Here is a 17,087-nt window from a genome sequence, read left to right as displayed (position 1 = left end):
TTGAACGGGCTTTCTGGCAAAAGGCAAGGCACTCACAGCTCTGTCCTCGACAAAGCGCGACCCCGCGACACGAAAGCCCGTTGAAAGCGCCTTTCGCCCATGCCAAAGAGCGCTGCATGAGACAGGAAACAGCGACCTTCGAGACCCGACTGAAACACAATGCGCTTGCGATCGAGGCGCTGCTCGGACGCTTGCTTGGGTTGAGCGTCGAAGCCGACGAGATTGCGCGGCCTGAAAACCTGCTCGTCGCGATGCGTCACGGCGTGCTCAACGGCGGCAAGCGGCTGCGCCCGTTTCTGGTGATCGAATGCGCCAGCCTGCTCGGCGGCAGCGTCGAGGCGGCACTGCGTGTCGGTGCGGCGCTCGAATGCATCCATTGCTACTCGCTGGTACACGACGACCTGCCGGCAATGGACGACGACGACATCCGCCGCGGCCAGCCGACCGTGCACAAGGCCTTCGACGAGGCAACCGCGATCCTTGCCGGTGACAGCCTGCTCACCTTCGCCTTCGATATCATCGCCTCGCCGGAAACGCCGCTTGCCGACGCGCAGAAGACCGCACTCGTTTTGGCGCTAGCACGCGCTGCCGGCCATGGCGGCATGGCGGGCGGGCAGGCGCTCGACCTTGCGGCGGAAAAAGCCGCCCCCGATGAAGCCGGCATCGTCACCCTCCAGGCGATGAAAACAGGCGCGCTGCTGCGCTTTGCCTGTGAGGCGGGCGCGATCGTCGCCGGCGCCGGTCCCGTCGATCGTCAGCATCTGCGCAGCTTCGGTGAAAAGATCGGCCTCGCCTTCCAGCTTGCCGACGACCTGCTGGATCTTACGGCCGACGCCGCGACCATGGGCAAGGCAACCGGCAAGGATGCCGCGCGCGGCAAGGGCACGCTCGTCGCCCTCCACGGGCAGCCCTGGGCCGAAAGCCGGCTGGAGCAGTTGGTGGCGGAAGCTGAAGCGCTGCTTGAGCCCTATGGCGCCCGCTCGTCGATCCTCGCCGAAACCGCCCGCTTCATCGCCAATCGCAGGAATTGAACCGTGAGCAAATACTGGTCGCCCATCGTTTCGACGCTCAAGCCCTATGTGCCGGGCGAACAGCCGCGCATCGCAAACCTCGTCAAGCTCAACACCAACGAGAGCCCCTACGGCCCGTCGGACAAGGTTCTGAGCGCCGTCACTGCCGCCGCCAATACCGATCTCAGGCTCTACCCGGATCCGCTGGCGCTTCGCCTGCGTGAAACCATCGCCGCCCGTCACGGCCTCACAACGGGAGAGGTTTTTGTCGGCAACGGTTCCGACGAGGTTCTCGCCCACATCTTCGCCGGCCTGCTCAAGCACGACGCTCCGCTGCTCTACCCGGACATTTCCTACAGCTTCTACTCGACCTATGCCCGGCTGTTTGCGATCGACGCCGTGGAAGTGCCGCTCGACGCCCAGTTCCGGATCGATCTTGCCGACTACGACAGGCCCTGCGGCGCCATCATCCTGCCCAATCCGAATGCGCCAACCGGCATCGGCCTGCCGCTTGCCGAGATCGAGCGGCTCGTTGCCGCCCATCCGGACCAGCCCGTCGTCGTCGACGAAGCCTATATCGACTTCGGCGGCCAGTCGGCGATCGCGCTGGTGCCGAAATACGAAAACCTGCTGGTCGTGCAGACCTTCTCCAAATCCCGCGCGCTTGCGGGCCTGCGCATCGGCTTCGCCATCGGCCAGCGGCCACTGATCGAGGCGCTGGAGCGGGTGAAGGACAGTTTTAATTCCTATCCCCTCGGCCGCCCGGCCCAGGCTGGAGCGACCGCCGCGATCGAGGATGAAGCGTGGTTCGAGGCGACCCGCCAGAAGATCATCGCATCGCGTGAGCGCCTCACCGAGCGGCTGACCGAGCGCGGCTTCGAGGTGCTTCCATCTCAGGCGAATTTCGTCTTCGCCCGCCATCCCGGCCATTCCGGCGAAGTGCTGATGCAGGCGCTACGGGAGCGTGCCGTGCTCGTGCGCCATTTCGCCAAGCCACGGATCGCCGATTTCCTGCGCATCACCATCGGCACCGACGCCGAATGCGCCCGGCTGATCGAGGCGCTCGACGAGATCCTGTGAGATCTTGTCACGGTCACATTTCGCCGTTTCAAACAGACGATGAACTGATCTAGCCTGCGGCGAACGAGCTGGAGCCTTTTCGCATGTTCGACCCGACGCCCTATCTGCCGCAGCTTCTTATCGCCTGGACAGCCTATCTGATCGCGACCGCTTCGCCCGGGCCGGCGATCCTCGCGATCATCACCACCTCGGTTAGTGAGGGCCGCAAGGCCGGCCTTGCGCTCGCCCTGGGCGTTCTCACCGGAAGCTATACCTGGGCGATGCTGACGGCTTCCGGCCTCTCGGCGCTGATCCGCGCCTATGGACACGCGATCATCGTGCTCAAGATCGCAGGCGCCTGCTATCTCTTCTGGCTCGCCTATAATGCGCTGCGCGCAGCCATGCGAAGCGACAGAAACGAGATCGTCGCCGTGGCGAAGGCGCAGACATCGCTGAAGCGGCTCTACCTCAAGGGGCTCGGCATTCACCTGACCAATCCGAAGGCGATTTTCTCCTGGATCATGTTGGTCTCGCTCGGCATGCCCGAAGGCGCTCCCGTCGGCGTCACCGCCACCTTTATCGGCGGCTGCATGATCCTCGGCCTGATCACGTTCTGCGGCTTCGCGATCGTCTTCTCGCTGTCGCCGGTGCACCGTGCCTATCTCAAATCGAAGCGGCTGATCGAAAGCCTGATGGCCGGCTTCTTCGCCTTTGCTGGCTTGAAGCTGCTGACATCGCGGCTGTAGCGCAACTCCGGACGGAATGCGTTCACATGTCTCTTGGCGTTGTTCTGACGAAAGCGCCTACTCGGCCGCTGCCTGGCCCTGGCCGTAACGCTTCTCGATATAGTCGGAAACGAGCGTCTCGAAATCGCCGGCAATGTTGGGGCCGCGCAGTGTCATCGCCTTCTGGCCATCGATGAAAACGGGGGCCGCCGGCGTTTCGCCGGTGCCCGGCAGCGAGATGCCGATATCGGCATGTTTGCTTTCGCCGGGGCCGTTGACGATGCAGCCCATGACCGCGACCTTGAGGCCTTCGACGCCCGGATATTTCTCGCGCCAGACCGGCATGTTGCGGCGAATGTCGTCCTGGATCTTCTGGGCCAGTTCCTGAAACACCGTCGAGGTCGTGCGTCCGCATCCGGGACAAGCGGCAACGACGGGAATGAACTGGCGAAAGCCCATGACCTGCAGCAGCTCCTGCGCCACCTGCACCTCGCGGGTGCGGTCGCCGCCCGGCTCCGGCGTCAGCGAAATGCGGATGGTGTCGCCGATGCCCTGCTGCATGAGAATGCCGAGCGAGGCCGAAGAGGCGACGATGCCCTTGGTGCCCATGCCGGCTTCGGTGAGGCCGAGATGCAGCGCATGGTCGGAGCGCGTCGACAGCATGGCGTAGACGGCGATCAGGTCCTGCACGCCCGAAACCTTGGCCGAGAGGATGATGCGGTTGCGGGCAAGGCCGATGTCTTCGGCAAGCTCGGCCGACAGCAACGCCGACTGCACGATCGTCTCGCGCGTCACCTGTTGGGCGGTCAGCGGAAAGCCGTTCGCCTGGTTCTCGTCCATCAGCCGCGTCAACAGCTCCTGGTCGAGCGAGCCCCAATTGACGCCGATGCGCACCGGCTTGTCGTAGCGGATCGCCATCTCGACGATTTCGGCGAACTGCTTGTCCTTCTTGTCCTTGAAGCCGACATTGCCCGGATTGATGCGGTACTTCGCCAAAGCTTCGGCGCAGGCCGGATGATCGGCCAGCAGCTTGTGGCCGATATAATGAAAATCGCCAACGAGCGGCACGTCGAGGCCAAGGCGCTCGAGCCGCTCGCGGATCTTCGGTACTGCCGCCGCACTCTCGTCGCGGTCGACGGTGATGCGCACCAGCTCGGAGCCCGCTTTGTGCAGGGCGGCCACCTGCGCCACCGTTCCATCGATATCGGCCGTGTCGGTATTGGTCATCGACTGGACGACCACCGGCGCTCCGCCGCCCACTATGACGCCGCCGACATCGACGGCGACGGACGCGCGGCGGGGCTGCGGATCAAAATCGAAGGCGGCAGACATGAAGGCCTCTTGGTCCCCCGGGTCACATCCCGTGCCCCGGTCTCGTCGTTTCAGCGCGGGATGCAGATTGAAACCGCTTGGATTCTCTCTGTCCCGCTCTCGCTTTTCGTCCATCAGGTGGATGAGGAAAGCATCGTTGTCAACGGCGACATCATGCCCTGACGGCGATTTGATGGCAGGTGCCCGGCCTCAATGCGCCTTTGCGTGGTCCGCGTGATGCGCGTGGTGCGACAGCATGAGCACGACGATGAACAGCACCGGCACCGAGGCGAAGATGATGGCAAAGCCGGTATGCTCGGCGACGAAGCCGATCAGCGACGGAGCAAACAGCATGCCGGAATAGCCCATGAAGGTTGCAACCGAAAGGCCGATGCCCGGCTGCAGGCCCGGCATGTTGCCGGCGGCGGAAAACGCGATCGGCACCATGTTGGAGATGCCGATGCCGGCAATCGCAAAACCGAGGATAGCGACGTAGGCATTGGGCGCGAGCCCCGCCAGCACCATGCCGACAAGAGCCGTGACCGTGCAGATGCGCAGCGTGCGTTTGGCGCCGAAACGATCGCGCACATGGTCTCCGGCAAAACGCATCGTCGCCATGGTCGCCGAGAAGGCGGCAAAGCCGAAGCCCGACAGTTCGACCGAAGCGCCGAGTTCATTGCGCAGGTAGAGCGCGCCCCAGTCGAGAACGGTTCCCTCCGGGACCATCGAAAACAGCGCCATGATTCCGATCAGCCAGGGAAGCGGCGTCATCGGCAGGCGCAGTTTTTCCTTGGTCGCCGCCGGATGCGGCTTGTCGGCGAGGATCATCGGCCAGGCAATTGCAATGACCGTCAGCGAAAGCACGGTTACGACGAGGACATGCGGAAGGACGCCGAAGCGCGCCATCAGGAAGCCGCCGATGCCGGCGCCGATCAGGCCGCCGAGGCTCCAATAGGCGTGGCAGGAGGACATGATGGCGCGGCGCATCGACTTTTCGACCTCGACCGCATTGGCATTCATCGCCACGTCCATCGCGCCGACGAAACCGCCGAGCAGGAACATGCCGACGGCCGCCGCCCAGACATTCGGCAGCAGCGTCAGAAGCAGGAGCAGCGGCGACAACAGGATGGCCGTGACCTTGACCACCTTCTGCGATCCGACGCGGGCGATGAAGCCGCCGGCAATCGGCATCAGCACCAGCGATCCGATGCCGAACATCAGGATAAGCAGGCCGAGCACGCTTTCGCTGATGCCCAACCGATCCTTGAATTCCGGGATTTTGGGAGCCCAGCTTCCCGTGACGAAACCGTTCATCAGGAACAGCAGCGACACGGCTAGCCGATTGCGGGTCATGTAACCCTGCCGAACGGCAGTGGGAGCGGAACGTTGGTCCATGGATCTATGCCTCTATGCCGGAAGCAGCCGGCTCAAATGGTGATTTCGATCAGATTGCCGTCGGGGTCGCGAAGCACCGCCTCGTAGAAGCCGTCTCCCGTCCACCGCGCCGGCGATACCAGAATGCCCTCGGCCGCAGCCCGGGCCGCCATTGCGTCGACGGCCGCCTCCCTGCCGAGCGAAACGGCGATATGGGCAAAGCCTGCACGTTCGACGCCTTCGGGATCGGCCGGAGCCACCCAGGGCCCCTCCATGATCTCGATGGCCGGCCCTTCGCCGAGCGTCAGAAAGCGGGAGCGAAAGCCCGGCCGACGGCGACTTTCATAGATCTCGCCGACGCTGGCTCCAAGAAAGCGCGACCAGAAGGACGCGACCGTCTCGAGGTCCCGCGTCCAAAGCGCCACATGCGCGATGCTCATCGGTCACTTGCCTCCGCCTTAATAATGGTCGTTCCTGATGCCTCGAAGGCGGCAACCTGGTGCGTCGGGGCATCGGCCTCCAGCACCAGCGTCGTTACCTGGTCGATGCCGACGACCGTATGGGACGCAGCCATGCCGAGCTTGTCGTTGGTGACGGCGACGAGTAGGGCGCGGCTGCGCGATGCCACCAGCCGCTTGAACTCGGCATCTTCGAAATAGATCGCTGTCAGGCCCGCCTCGGTATCGGCGCCACAGGTTCCGAGGATGCAGACATCAGGTCGAAGCTGCTCGATATCGCGCTGCGCCCGCGCACCGACGGCCGCACCGACGGCGCGATTGAGCGGGCCGCCGACCAGGATCAGGTCGATGCCTGGCTTCTCCATCAGCGCAGCTGCAATCAGCGGCGTGTTGGTGACGATGGTCGCCTTCAGTTCCGGATCGATCAGCTGGGCGATCGCCAGGTTGGCCGAGCCGGCGTCGAGGAAGACCGTGCTTCCAGCCACGATGAAGCCGACCGACGCCCGGGCAAGCGCTGCCTTGCGCTCAGGCGCCATGGCCACACGCTGGCTCAAGGACAGCGAACTCGGCGCTAACGGCAGCGCCCCGCCATAGACCCGTTCGCAGAGGCCCGCTGCCGCCATCTCGCGCAGGTCACGGCGGATCGTATCCTCGGAGACCCGGAGCTCGGCGGCAAGGTCGGCGGCCAGCACCCGGCCGTCGCTCTTCAGCCGTTCCTGAATGAGTGTCTTGCGTTCGCGAAGAAGCAGATCTGTCGACATTTTTCCAATCGTGCATAAACGTGCATGAATCGATGGAAATGTGCATAACGAATTTTGAAAGCGATTTCAACCGCACTCATGCGACAAAATCGAAAACGGCCAGATTTGGCGACAGGCGCGCATTTTGGATGAAAATTCTCCCGATACGGGGAAAAATCTTCATCAAAACGCTCAGGAATTGGAGTTTTATGCGCTCAAGTGCCGGTTTTTTTGTGCGATTCTCCCCTCAATCCGGACGACGGGCCGGAACATCAGAAAGATGGAAAGACACGATGAAACTCCTCCCCACGCTCTTGACCGCCGCCCTCCTGCAGGTTGCCGCCCTCGTGCCCGCCCAGGCTGGTGAGAACCTCGACCAGATCAAATCCGCCGGCGTGCTGAAGATCGGCACCGAAGGCACCTATGCGCCCTTCACCTATCACGACAAGTCGGGCGCGCTCGTCGGCTTCGACGTCGAGATCGGCCAGGCTGTCGCCGAGAAGCTGGGCGTCAAGGCCGAGTTCCTGGAAGGCAAGTGGGACGGCCTGATCGCCGGCCTCGACGCGAACCGCTACGACACGGTCATCAACCAGGTCGGCATCACCGAGGAACGCAAGAAGAAGTATGACTTCTCCGAGCCCTACATCGCCTCCAAGGCCGTCCTGATCGTCAAGGGCGACGATGCCGAGATCAAGGACTTCGCCGACCTCAAGGGCAAGAAGTCCGCCCAATCGCTGACGAGCAACTTCGGCAAGCTGGCGCAGGCTTCCGGCGCCGAGCTTGTCGGCACCGACGGCTTCGACCAGTCGATCCAGCTCGTGCTCACCGGCCGCGCCGACGCCACGATCAATGACAGCCTCTCCTTCCTCGACTTCAAGAAGCAGAAGCCGGATGCAAACGTGAAGATCGCCGCCGAGAAGGCCGACGCCGATTATTCCGGCATCATCATCCGCAAGGATGAGCCGGAACTGCTCGAAGCCATCAACAAGGCACTGGTCGACATCAAGGCAGACGGTACCTACGAGAAGATCTCGCAGAAGTACTTCGGCGCCGACGTGTCGAAGTAACATCGCGCTGAGATCAGCGCCGGTTTCTCCGCCGGTCATTCTCGGTTATGAAAAGCGATCCGTTCCGGCCCCCGGAGCGGATCGCGCTTTTTCGAAAGGCTGTCCCTTGCCCACCTGGCTCCAACTCATGCTGGATTCGCTGCCGTCCCTGCTGTGGGCCGGGCTGACATTCACCATCCCGCTAACGCTGCTTTCCTTCATTCTCGGGCTGACGCTGGGCCTCGCGACGGCAATCGCCCGCCTGTTCGGCCCGGCGCCCGTCGTCGCCATCGCTCGCTTCTACGTCTGGGTGATCCGCGGCACGCCGTTGCTCGTCCAGTTGTTCGTGATCTTCTACGGACTGCCGAGCATGGGCATCCTGCTCGATGCCTTCCCGGCAGCCCTGATCGGCTTCACGCTCAATGTCGGCGCCTATACCTCGGAAATCATCCGCGCGGTGATTTCGTCCGTGCCACGCGGGCAGTGGGAAGCCGCCGACTCCATCGGCATGAGCTGGAGCCAGGCGATGCGGCGCACGATCCTGCCGCAGGCTGCCCGCGTTGCCGTGCCGCCTTTGTCGAACACCTTCATCTCGCTGGTAAAAGATACGTCGCTGGCCGCGGCCATCACCGTTCCCGAGCTCTTCCAGACGGCTCAGCGCATCGTCGCCACCACTTACGAGCCGCTGATCCTCTATATCGAGGCGGCACTGATCTATCTCGCCATGAGCTCGGTACTGTCAGCCCTGCAGGTGCGGCTGGAGCGCCGGTTCGCCCGTTATGGCGGCTTCCTGGAGGCGCGCACATGATCGAGCTTTCCCATATCGAAAAGCGCTTCGGCGATAATCTCGTGCTGAAGGATATCTCCGTTACGCTGGCGGAGGGTACGGTGACGGCGCTGGTCGGCCCGTCCGGCGGCGGCAAGAGCACGCTTTTGCGCTGCATCAACCTTCTGGAGATCCCGACGTCGGGCTCGATCCGGCTCGGCGACGACAAGATCGAGTTTCAGTCAGGACGCAAGACGGGCTGGCCGGCGATCCAGCGACTGCGCCGCCAGACCGGCATGGTGTTCCAGAATTTCCAGCTTTTCCCGCACCAGACCGCACTCGGCAATGTCATGGAAGGCCTGGTCACCGTATTGAAATGGCCCGCCAACAAGGCGCGCGCCCGCGCTATGGAACTGCTCGAAAAGGTCGGCATGGCGCACAAGGCCGATGCCTGGCCAGCCACACTTTCCGGCGGCCAGCAGCAACGCGTGGCGATCGCCCGCGCGCTGGCCCCGTCGCCACGCGTCCTTCTCTGCGACGAACCGACCTCGGCTCTCGATCCGGAACTGGCGGAAGAAGTAGTTGAAGTGCTGAGCCGGCTTGCCCGCGAAGGCACGACGATGGTGATGGCAACGCACGACCTCCGGCTTGCCTCACGCGTCGCCGACAAGGTGGTGTTCCTCGACGGCGGCGTGATCGTCGAAAGCGGCGCCCCGAAGACGATCTTCTCGACGCCCGAGCGCGAGCGCACCAAGAAGTTCATCGCCTCGCTGAGCGCGCCGCACAGCTACGATATCTGAGCTGCGCCTCAGGGGGCATGGTGGATGGAGGGCGAGTTCCCTTCCATTCCGCCATAAAAAACGGCCGGACTCGCGCCCGGCCGCACCTGTCTCGCCTCGCCGAAAACCTCAGCCGCCAAAGACGATCAGCAGGTCCTTGGCATCGATCTGGTCGCCCGCGCGCACCAGAACTTCGGCAACCATGCCGTCCTTCTCCGCGTGCAGCGCCGTTTCCATCTTCATCGCCTCGATCGACAAGAGCACGTCGCCGGCCTTGACCGCCTGGCCCGCATGGACGGCGACCGTCGAGATCACGCCCGGCATCGGCGCGCCGAGTTGCGCGGCGTTGCCGGCTTCCGCCTTGCGGCGGATGGCGCTGGACGCACCGCGGTTGCGATCGGGAACCTTGATCGGACGTGGCTGGCCGTTGAGTTCGAAGAACACCTTGACCATGCCCTTCTCGTCGATCTCGCCCTGGGTCTGGTTGAGAATGACGAGTGTCTTGCCCTTTTCGAGGTCGGCGAACAGCTCCTCGCCCGGCGCCATGCCGTAGAAATAGGCCGGCGTCGGCAGCACGCTGACGGGGCCGTAGGTCTCGGCCGCCAGCGCGTAGTCAGTGAAGACCTTGGGATACATCAGATAGGAGGCGAACTCGTAGTCGTTGACCTCGCGCTCGAGCTTCTCTTCGATGACTTTACGCTCCGCATCGAGGTCGGCGGCTTCGAGCAGCGAACCGGGGCGCACCACATAGGCCTTTTCGCCCTTCAGCGCCTTCTTCTGCAGGGCTTCGGGCCAGCCGCCCGGGGGCTGACCGAGATCGCCCTTCAGCATCGACACGACCGATTCCGGAAAGGCGATGTCCTTGGCAGGGTTCTCGACGTCGGCAACCGTCAGGTCCTGGCTGACCATCATCAGCGCCATGTCGCCGACCACCTTCGAGGACGGCGTCACCTTGACGATGTCGCCGAACATCTGGTTGGCGTCGGCATAGGCCTGCGCCACCTCGTGCCAGCGGGTTTCGAGACCGAGCGAGCGGGCCTGCTCCTTGAGGTTGGTGAACTGGCCGCCCGGCATTTCATGCAGGTAGACTTCGGACGCCGGACCCTTGAGGTCGCTTTCGAAGGCGGCGTACTGGTGGCGCACCGCTTCCCAGTAGAACGAGATACGGCGGATCCATTGGGGATCGAGGCCCGGATCGCGCTCGGAGCCGCGAAGCGCCTCGACGATCGAGCCGAGGCAGGGCTGCGAGGTGTTGCCGGACAGCGAATCCATCGCCGCATCGACGACATCGACGCCGGCATCGACGGCCGCCAGTACGGTTGCAGCGGCGATGCCCGAGGTGTCGTGGGTGTGGAAGTGGATCGGCAGGTCGGTCGCTTCACGCAGCGCCTTGAACAGAACGCGAGCCGCCGCCGGCTTCAGCAGACCGGCCATGTCCTTGACCGCGATGATGTGGGCACCGGCCTTTTCCAGCTCGGCGGCAAGCGCGGTATAGTACTTGAGGTCGTACTTCGGACGGGCGGCATTGAGAATGTCGCCGGTATAGCAGATCGCCGCCTCGCAGATCTTGTTCTCTTCGGCGACGGCTTCCATCGACACGCGCATGTTGTCGACCCAGTTGAGGCAGTCGAACACGCGGAAGACGTCGATGCCGCCCCGTGCCGCCTGACGCACGAAGTATTTGACGACGTTATCAGGGTAGTTCTTGTAGCCGACGCCGTTGGCGCCGCGCAGAAGCATCTGCAGGAGCAGGTTCGGCGCGTCCTCGCGGATGCGCGCCAGCCGGTCCCACGGATCTTCGGTGAGGAAACGCATCGAGACGTCGAAGGTCGCGCCACCCCAGCATTCGAGCGAGAACAGGTTGGGCAGCGCCCGCGCATAGGTGCCGGCGACACGGGCGATGTCGTAGGTGCGCATGCGGGTGGCGAGCAGCGACTGGTGGCCATCGCGCATCGTCGTGTCGGTGATGAGCACTTGGCGCTGCGCCCGTACCCATTCGGCAAATTTCTTCGGCCCGAGCTCGTCGAGCTTCTGCTTGGTGCCCGGCTTGATGTCGCCGCCGATGAACGGAACGACCGGGGCTGCGATCTCGTCCGACGGGCGCGGACGACCCTTGGCTTCCGGGTGACCGTTGACAGTGACGTCGGCAAGGTAGGTGAGCAGCTTGGTCGCGCGGTCCTGGCGGCGCACCTGCTGGAACAGCTCCGGCGTCGTGTCGATGAAGCGGGTGGTGTAGGTGTTGTCGTGGAACTTCGGGTGGCTGATGATCGCTTCGAGGAAGGTCAGGTTCGTCGCCACGCCGCGGATGCGGAATTCGCGCAGCGCACGGATCATCCGCTGGATCGCCTCATCAGGGTTCGGCGCCCAGGCGGTGACCTTCTCCAAGAGCGGATCGTAGTAGCGGGTGATGACCGCGCCCGAATAGGCGGTGCCGCCGTCGAGACGGATGCCGAAGCCGGTGGCGCCGCGATAGGCGGTGATGCGACCATAGTCCGGAATGAAGTTCTGTTCCGGATCTTCCGTGGTGATGCGGCACTGCAGCGCGTGACCGTTGAGGCGGATATTTTCCTGCGAGGGAACGCCCGATTCCGGCGTGCCGATAGCATAGCCGTCGAGGATATGGATCTGCGCCTTGACGATATCAATGCCGGTGACGACCTCGGTCACCGTGTGCTCGACCTGGATGCGGGGATTGACCTCGATGAAGTAGAACTTGCCGCTGTCGGCATCCATCAGATATTCGACGGTGCCGGCGCCGATATAGTTCGTCGCCTCGGCGATGCGCTTGGAATAGGCGGCAAGCTCCTCGCGCTGGCTGGCGCTGAGATAGGGCGCCGGTGCGCGTTCGACGACCTTCTGGTTGCGCCGCTGGATCGAGCAGTCTCGCTCGAACAGATGAACGACATTGCCGTGGGTATCGCCGAGCACCTGGCTCTCAACGTGGCGTGCCCGCTCGACCAGCTTTTCGAGATAGACCTCGTCCTTGCCGAAGGCGGCCTTGGCCTCGCGCTTGGCCTCCGTCACCTCGCGGGCGAGATCCTTCGGGTCGCGGATGGCGCGCATGCCGCGCCCGCCGCCGCCCCAGGAGGCTTTCAGCATCACCGGATAGCCGATCGCCTCGGCCATCTTGGCCACTTCGGCCATGTCGTCGGGCAGCGGTTCGGTTGCCGGCACCACCGGGACGCCGATCGAGATCGCCAGGTTGCGGGCGGCCACCTTGTTGCCGAGCTGGCGCATGGTTTCGGGCTTCGGGCCGATGAAGGTGATACCCGCCTCCGCGCAGGCCTCGGCAAACTCGGGGCTTTCCGACAGGAGCCCGTAGCCAGGGTGGATGGCATCGGCTCCGGAGAGCTTGGCGACGCGGATGACTTCCTCGATCGACAGATAGCTTTCGATCGGACCGAGGTCGCGCGCCAGATGCGGGCCGCGGCCGACCTGGTAACTTTCGTCCGCCTTGAAGCGGTGCAGCGCCAGTTTGTCCTCTTCAGCCCATATCGCGACCGTTTTCAGACCTAGTTCATTGGCCGCGCGAAACACGCGGATTGCAATTTCAGAACGGTTGGCAACAAGGATCTTAGAGATGGGCAAGTCGGACTCCTCAAGACTTGAAACGCGGGAAATGCTGCACCCGCGAAATGAAGTATTAGCGGGTCGCAGAATGAAGCGCAATTTCAGAGTCGAGCGGAAATCCGAGAGAATTGGATCAGGAAATCAGTCCTAGCCGGAAGGCAATCGCCACGACGTGGTGACGGTTCTTGCCCTTCAGTTTCTCCTGGATGCCATTCATGTACCAATCGACGGTGTGACTGGAGATATCGAGCACCTTGCTGATATCGTTCGAGGTCATGCCATCGGCGAGATAGTTGAGCGCTTCCATTTCGCGCCGCGTCATCTGTACTTCGACGCGGGATGCGAGCTCCGCTGAAATCTCCGGGTCGGTCAATTCGAGCAGCTTCCAGAACAGGCGCTTGGCAATCTGGTCGAACAGGCTGATCTCGATCGGGCTCAGGTCGACGACGCGACCGCCGACCGTCAGGTTGCCCAGCAGGCCGCGGCGGCCATGCACCGGAAAGATGTAACCATCGTGAAGGCCATGGTTGCGGCCCTCGATCATCATGCTTTCCATGCGTTTGCGATGCGGATCGGAGCGGAAGGCAAACAGCGTGTCGCGCCAGCGGAAACCGCGCTGGGCGTGGCCGAGGTAGCGGATGGTCGGATCGATCACCACATATTTCTTGCGGATGTAGATCTGTGGCCAGCCTTCGGGCCAGCGACCGGCCAGCAGCAGCCTCAGCGGATTTTCGTGAGGCTTCGGCTGTCTGACGACACCATAGAAGTCGAAGCCGCAGCGGTCGAGCAACCGTTCGAATTCCGGCACGATTTCTTCGCGCGTCTTCATCTCTTCGATCAGCGCAAGAAATTGCACAAGCAGCGTGATATTCATCGATCACCTTCCAGGTAGAGCAGGCGTGCGGGGCCCGCAAACCGGACATGAATGAACCGTTCAGGGGCCATTCATGTTGCACCCGCGATAATTGGACATACCATGCCCGGTCTTGTGCGGAAATCGCAAGAAATCGGAATTGGACGGAAAAGATAGCAAACTATGAATACCCGCACCAAGCCCACCGATGGGCAAACGGGGTTCCGCCGTCAAAGCCGTCTCAAGCTTCTGATTTCCCTAGGATATCGCCAACGATCGTCCCACAGCGGCCTTGACGGCCGGCAGAATCGAGCCTTACGCCCGACTGCCGGAGTTTGTTGAGGCGTGACGCATTTGCCGCACGAATGTTTGGTGCGGCGCACAATCCGGTACCCGGAAGGGGTGAGACAGTGTCATTGTTCCAAGTGTATGCGAGAGCGCTCCAGTATCTTGCGGTTCACAAGTTCCGTGTCTCGGCGATCGTGCTCGCCAACGTCGTGCTCGCCGTCATCACGATTGCCGAGCCGATCCTGTTCGGCCGCATCATCGACGCCATTTCCTCCAAGGGCGCGGTCACGCCGATGCTGCTGATGTGGGCAGGCCTCGGGGTGTTCAACACCGTCGCCTTCGTCCTCGTTGCCCGCGAAGCCGATCGGCTGGCCCATGGCCGCCGCGCCACGCTCTTGACCGAAGCTTTCGGCCGCATCGTTTCGATGCCGCTTTCCTGGCACAGCCAGCGCGGCACGTCGAACGCGCTGCACACGCTGCTTCGCGCCTGCGAAACGCTGTTCGGCCTCTGGCTCGAATTCATGCGCCAGCACCTGGCGACGGCTGTCGCCCTCGTCCTCCTGATCCCGACTGCCTTTGCAATGGATGTGCGACTGTCGCTGGTGCTCGTCGTCCTCGGCGTGTCCTACGTCCTGGTCAGCAAGGCGGTGATGAACCGCACCAAGGAGGGCCAAGCCTCGGTGGAGAACCACTACCACACGGTTTTCTCCCACGTTTCCGACGCCATCAGCAACGTGTCGGTCGTGCACAGCTACAACCGCATCGAAGCCGAAACCCGCGAACTGAAGAAGTTCACCGAACGCCTGATCTCGGCCCAGTTCCCGGTTCTCGACTGGTGGGCGCTGGCAAGCGCGCTAAACCGCGTCGCCTCGACGATCTCGATGATGGTGATCCTCGTCATCGGCACGGTGCTGGTCCAGCGCGGCGAACTGCGCGTCGGCGAAGTCATTGCCTTCATCGGCTTTGCCAACCTGCTGATCGGCCGTCTCGACCAGATGAAGGCCTTCGTCACGCAGATCTTCGAGGCCCGCGCCAAGCTTGAAGACTTCTTCCAGCTTGAGGATTCGGTACGCGAACGCGAAGAGCCGGCCGGCGCGATGGAGCTGGGTACGGTCAAGGGTGAAGTGGAATTCCGCGATATCTCCTTCGACTTCGCCAACACCACCCAGGGCGTGCGCAACGTATCCTTTACGGCAAAGGCCGGCCAGACGATCGCGATCGTCGGCCCGACCGGCGCCGGCAAGACCACGCTCGTCAACTTGCTTCAGCGCGTCCACGAGCCGCGTGACGGCCAGATCCTGATCGACGGCGTCGATATCGCCAAGGTGACGCGCAAGTCGCTGCGTCGCTCGATCGCCACCGTCTTCCAGGACGCCGGCCTGATGAACCGCTCGATTTGCGAGAACATCCGGCTTGGCCGTGACGACGCATCGCTCGACGAAGTCATGGCTGCTGCCGAAGCGGCTGCCGCCAGCGACTTCATTGAGAGCCGCAACAATGGCTATGATACCGTCGTCGGTGAGCGCGGCAACCGCCTGTCGGGCGGCGAGCGCCAGCGCGTCGCGATCGCCCGTGCCATCCTCAAGAACGCACCGATCCTGGTGCTCGACGAGGCGACCAGCGCGCTCGACGTCGAGACCGAGGCACGGGTGAAGGACGCGATCGATGCGCTGCGCAAGGATCGCACCACCTTCATCATCGCCCACCGCCTGTCGACGGTGCGCGAGGCCGATCTGGTGATCTTCATGGATCAGGGCCGGATCGTCGAGATGGGCGGCTTCAACGAGCTCAGCGCAAGCAACGGCCGCTTCGCCGCCCTGCTGCGCGCCAGCGGCATCCTGACGGACGAAGACGTCCGCATGAGCCACACGGCAGCCTGAACCGCCGCCTCATAGAGATTACACTGCCAAAAGCCCCGGATCGTCTCCGGGGCTTTTTTCGTTCACGTCGCCCGCACCGGCTTGGCATTGGCGAGGCCCCTGAGCCACTCCAGATAGTAGCCGTAGACGAAGTGCAGGCCGATGCCGACGATGACGAAGAGCGTGCCGGCGATCGGGTTGCGACCGGTCACGAACAACAGGACCTGACCGACCATTGCCAGGATGGTGCCGAAGATGAAGATCGGCAGCGAGTGGCGCCCGAGCATCGCCAGCGGATGATCGGCATCGAGCCTCGCGAGGCGATTGATGGCCGGAAGCACCGCGACGAGGTAGGCGAGCGCCAGAACGTGCGTCAGCCGCGTCAGCGACAGAAAGGTCTTGTCGAAGCCGGTCAGCACCGCAGGAAGGCCGAAGGACAGGTCGATGCTCCACCAGGAGAACAGCACCCACAATGCTGAAACGACAAGATAGATCGCAGCAATCGCGATCAGCAGCGGGCTTCGCGGCAGCACCACACCCCTGCGGGTCGCCGTCATGGCGACGATGCCGATGACAAAGAGGAACTGCCAGGACCACGGATTGAGGAACCAATAGCCCTCGTCGAGGAAGTTGGAGGGCACCAGCATGAACACCCCGGCCACAAGCCAGAGCACTGCGGAACAGATCAGCAGCAGCCGGCTGCTGATGCTGTTCAGCCAGAGAATGCCGGGCAACATCAGGAACAGCACCGCATACATCGACAGGATGTTGTTGTAGCCGAGCTGGTGCCCGAGCAGCACCATCGCCACGATGCCCTGTTCGGTCTGCTCGACGAAGGGCCGGATGTTGATCTCGCCGATCAGGTCCTGCCTGCCGAAATAGAGCGCGCCGCCGGCAAAGATCGCCAGGGTGACGATACTGGTCATGATGTGGGCGACATAGAGCGCCAGCGCCCGCCGCCAGACCTTCAGCGTCAGCGCCAGGCGCGCGCCGGTGACGAACTTGCCGCCATAGGCAAGCCCGACGGAGAGACCGGAGATCAGGACGAAAGCCTCGGCCGAATCGGAGAAGCCGAAGTTCTTGTGGGTCAGATATTCGAGATATTGCCCGGGAACGTGGTTGACGAAGATCGTCAGCAGGCAGAGCGCCCGCAACACGTCGAGACGCGTGTCGCGCTCCTTGGCAACCATGCGGGCGGGTATCGTCAGGTTCGGGCCGCCCCCAAATGTCTTCTGCAGCATGCGGTCTG

The 17,087-nt window shown here is 63.2% G+C and carries 14 protein-coding genes; 7 read left to right on the top strand and 7 right to left on the bottom strand.

Annotated features, from left to right (window positions below):
• Positions 1-116: 116 nt before the first annotated feature.
• The 3 genes from HT585_RS18120 to HT585_RS18110 all read left to right on the top strand — a co-directional run bounded on the left by HT585_RS18120 (position 117) and on the right by HT585_RS18110 (position 2,815).
• Positions 117-1,031, top strand: a complete 915-nt coding sequence (locus HT585_RS18120) for a polyprenyl synthetase family protein (protein WP_176354308.1) — start codon at positions 117-119, stop codon at positions 1,029-1,031.
• A gap of 3 nt (positions 1,032-1,034) precedes the next feature.
• Entirely contained in the window at positions 1,035-2,090 is a 1,056-nt protein-coding gene (hisC, locus tag HT585_RS18115; RefSeq protein ID WP_176354307.1) for a histidinol-phosphate transaminase, read from the top strand.
• A gap of 83 nt (positions 2,091-2,173) precedes the next feature.
• Positions 2,174-2,815, top strand: coding sequence for a LysE family translocator (locus HT585_RS18110; RefSeq protein ID WP_176354306.1), 642 nt, complete (start codon positions 2,174-2,176; stop codon positions 2,813-2,815).
• Between the two features lie 57 nt (positions 2,816-2,872).
• On the opposite strand, the gene ispG is transcribed toward HT585_RS18110, so the two are convergent.
• The 4 genes from ispG to HT585_RS18090 all read right to left on the bottom strand — a co-directional run bounded on the left by ispG (position 2,873) and on the right by HT585_RS18090 (position 6,698).
• On the bottom strand, positions 2,873-4,126 hold the full coding sequence (gene ispG / locus HT585_RS18105) for a flavodoxin-dependent (E)-4-hydroxy-3-methylbut-2-enyl-diphosphate synthase (RefSeq protein ID WP_176354305.1): 1,254 nt from the start codon (positions 4,124-4,126) through the stop codon (positions 2,873-2,875).
• Between the two features lie 189 nt (positions 4,127-4,315).
• The gene (locus HT585_RS18100) at positions 4,316-5,500 is read right to left on the bottom strand and encodes an MFS transporter (RefSeq protein WP_176354304.1); all 1,185 of its coding nucleotides are present in this window, start codon (positions 5,498-5,500) and stop codon (positions 4,316-4,318) included.
• A gap of 32 nt (positions 5,501-5,532) precedes the next feature.
• Positions 5,533-5,919 (bottom strand): VOC family protein, encoded by a 387-nt coding sequence (locus tag HT585_RS18095; protein ID WP_176354303.1) that lies wholly within the window; start codon positions 5,917-5,919, stop codon positions 5,533-5,535.
• Positions 5,916-6,698, bottom strand: coding sequence for a DeoR/GlpR family DNA-binding transcription regulator (locus HT585_RS18090; RefSeq protein ID WP_176354302.1), 783 nt, complete (start codon positions 6,696-6,698; stop codon positions 5,916-5,918). The genes HT585_RS18095 and HT585_RS18090 overlap by 4 nt, the downstream gene beginning before the upstream one ends.
• Before the next feature lie 272 nt (positions 6,699-6,970).
• Between HT585_RS18090 and HT585_RS18085 the strand changes: the two genes are divergently transcribed.
• From HT585_RS18085 to HT585_RS18075, 3 genes are all read left to right on the top strand, one after another.
• Complete coding sequence (locus tag HT585_RS18085) at positions 6,971-7,744, top strand: amino acid ABC transporter substrate-binding protein (RefSeq protein WP_176354301.1); 774 nt, start codon at positions 6,971-6,973, stop codon at positions 7,742-7,744.
• Positions 7,745-7,850: 106 nt separating this feature from the next.
• The gene (locus HT585_RS18080; RefSeq protein WP_176354300.1) at positions 7,851-8,531 is read left to right on the top strand and encodes an amino acid ABC transporter permease; all 681 of its coding nucleotides are present in this window, start codon (positions 7,851-7,853) and stop codon (positions 8,529-8,531) included.
• On the top strand, positions 8,528-9,289 hold the full coding sequence (locus HT585_RS18075; protein ID WP_176354299.1) for an amino acid ABC transporter ATP-binding protein: 762 nt from the start codon (positions 8,528-8,530) through the stop codon (positions 9,287-9,289). The genes HT585_RS18080 and HT585_RS18075 overlap by 4 nt, the downstream gene beginning before the upstream one ends.
• A gap of 108 nt (positions 9,290-9,397) precedes the next feature.
• Here the strand turns inward: HT585_RS18075 and pyc are convergent, their stop codons facing one another.
• Both pyc and HT585_RS18065 read right to left on the bottom strand, forming a co-directional pair.
• Entirely contained in the window at positions 9,398-12,856 is a 3,459-nt protein-coding gene (gene pyc / locus HT585_RS18070; RefSeq protein ID WP_176354298.1) for a pyruvate carboxylase, read from the bottom strand.
• A gap of 115 nt (positions 12,857-12,971) precedes the next feature.
• Positions 12,972-13,712 (bottom strand): helix-turn-helix transcriptional regulator, encoded by a 741-nt coding sequence (locus HT585_RS18065; RefSeq protein ID WP_077500898.1) that lies wholly within the window; start codon positions 13,710-13,712, stop codon positions 12,972-12,974.
• A 389-nt stretch (positions 13,713-14,101) separates the two neighbouring features.
• On the opposite strand from HT585_RS18065, the gene HT585_RS18060 reads away from it, so the two are divergent.
• The gene (locus tag HT585_RS18060) at positions 14,102-15,859 is read left to right on the top strand and encodes a glucan ABC transporter ATP-binding protein/ permease (protein ID WP_176354297.1); all 1,758 of its coding nucleotides are present in this window, start codon (positions 14,102-14,104) and stop codon (positions 15,857-15,859) included.
• 62 nt (positions 15,860-15,921) lie between these two features.
• On the opposite strand, the gene HT585_RS18055 is transcribed toward HT585_RS18060, so the two are convergent.
• Positions 15,922-17,079 (bottom strand): OpgC family protein, encoded by a 1,158-nt coding sequence (locus tag HT585_RS18055; RefSeq protein ID WP_176354296.1) that lies wholly within the window; start codon positions 17,077-17,079, stop codon positions 15,922-15,924.
• Positions 17,080-17,087 lie beyond the last annotated feature (8 nt).

The sequence above is a fragment of the Ensifer oleiphilus genome (genome assembly GCF_013371465.1).
GTDB lineage: Bacteria > Pseudomonadota > Alphaproteobacteria > Rhizobiales > Rhizobiaceae > Ensifer > Ensifer oleiphilus.
Note: the sequence above shows the minus strand (reverse complement) of the source record. Positions and strands in the feature narration are given on the sequence as shown.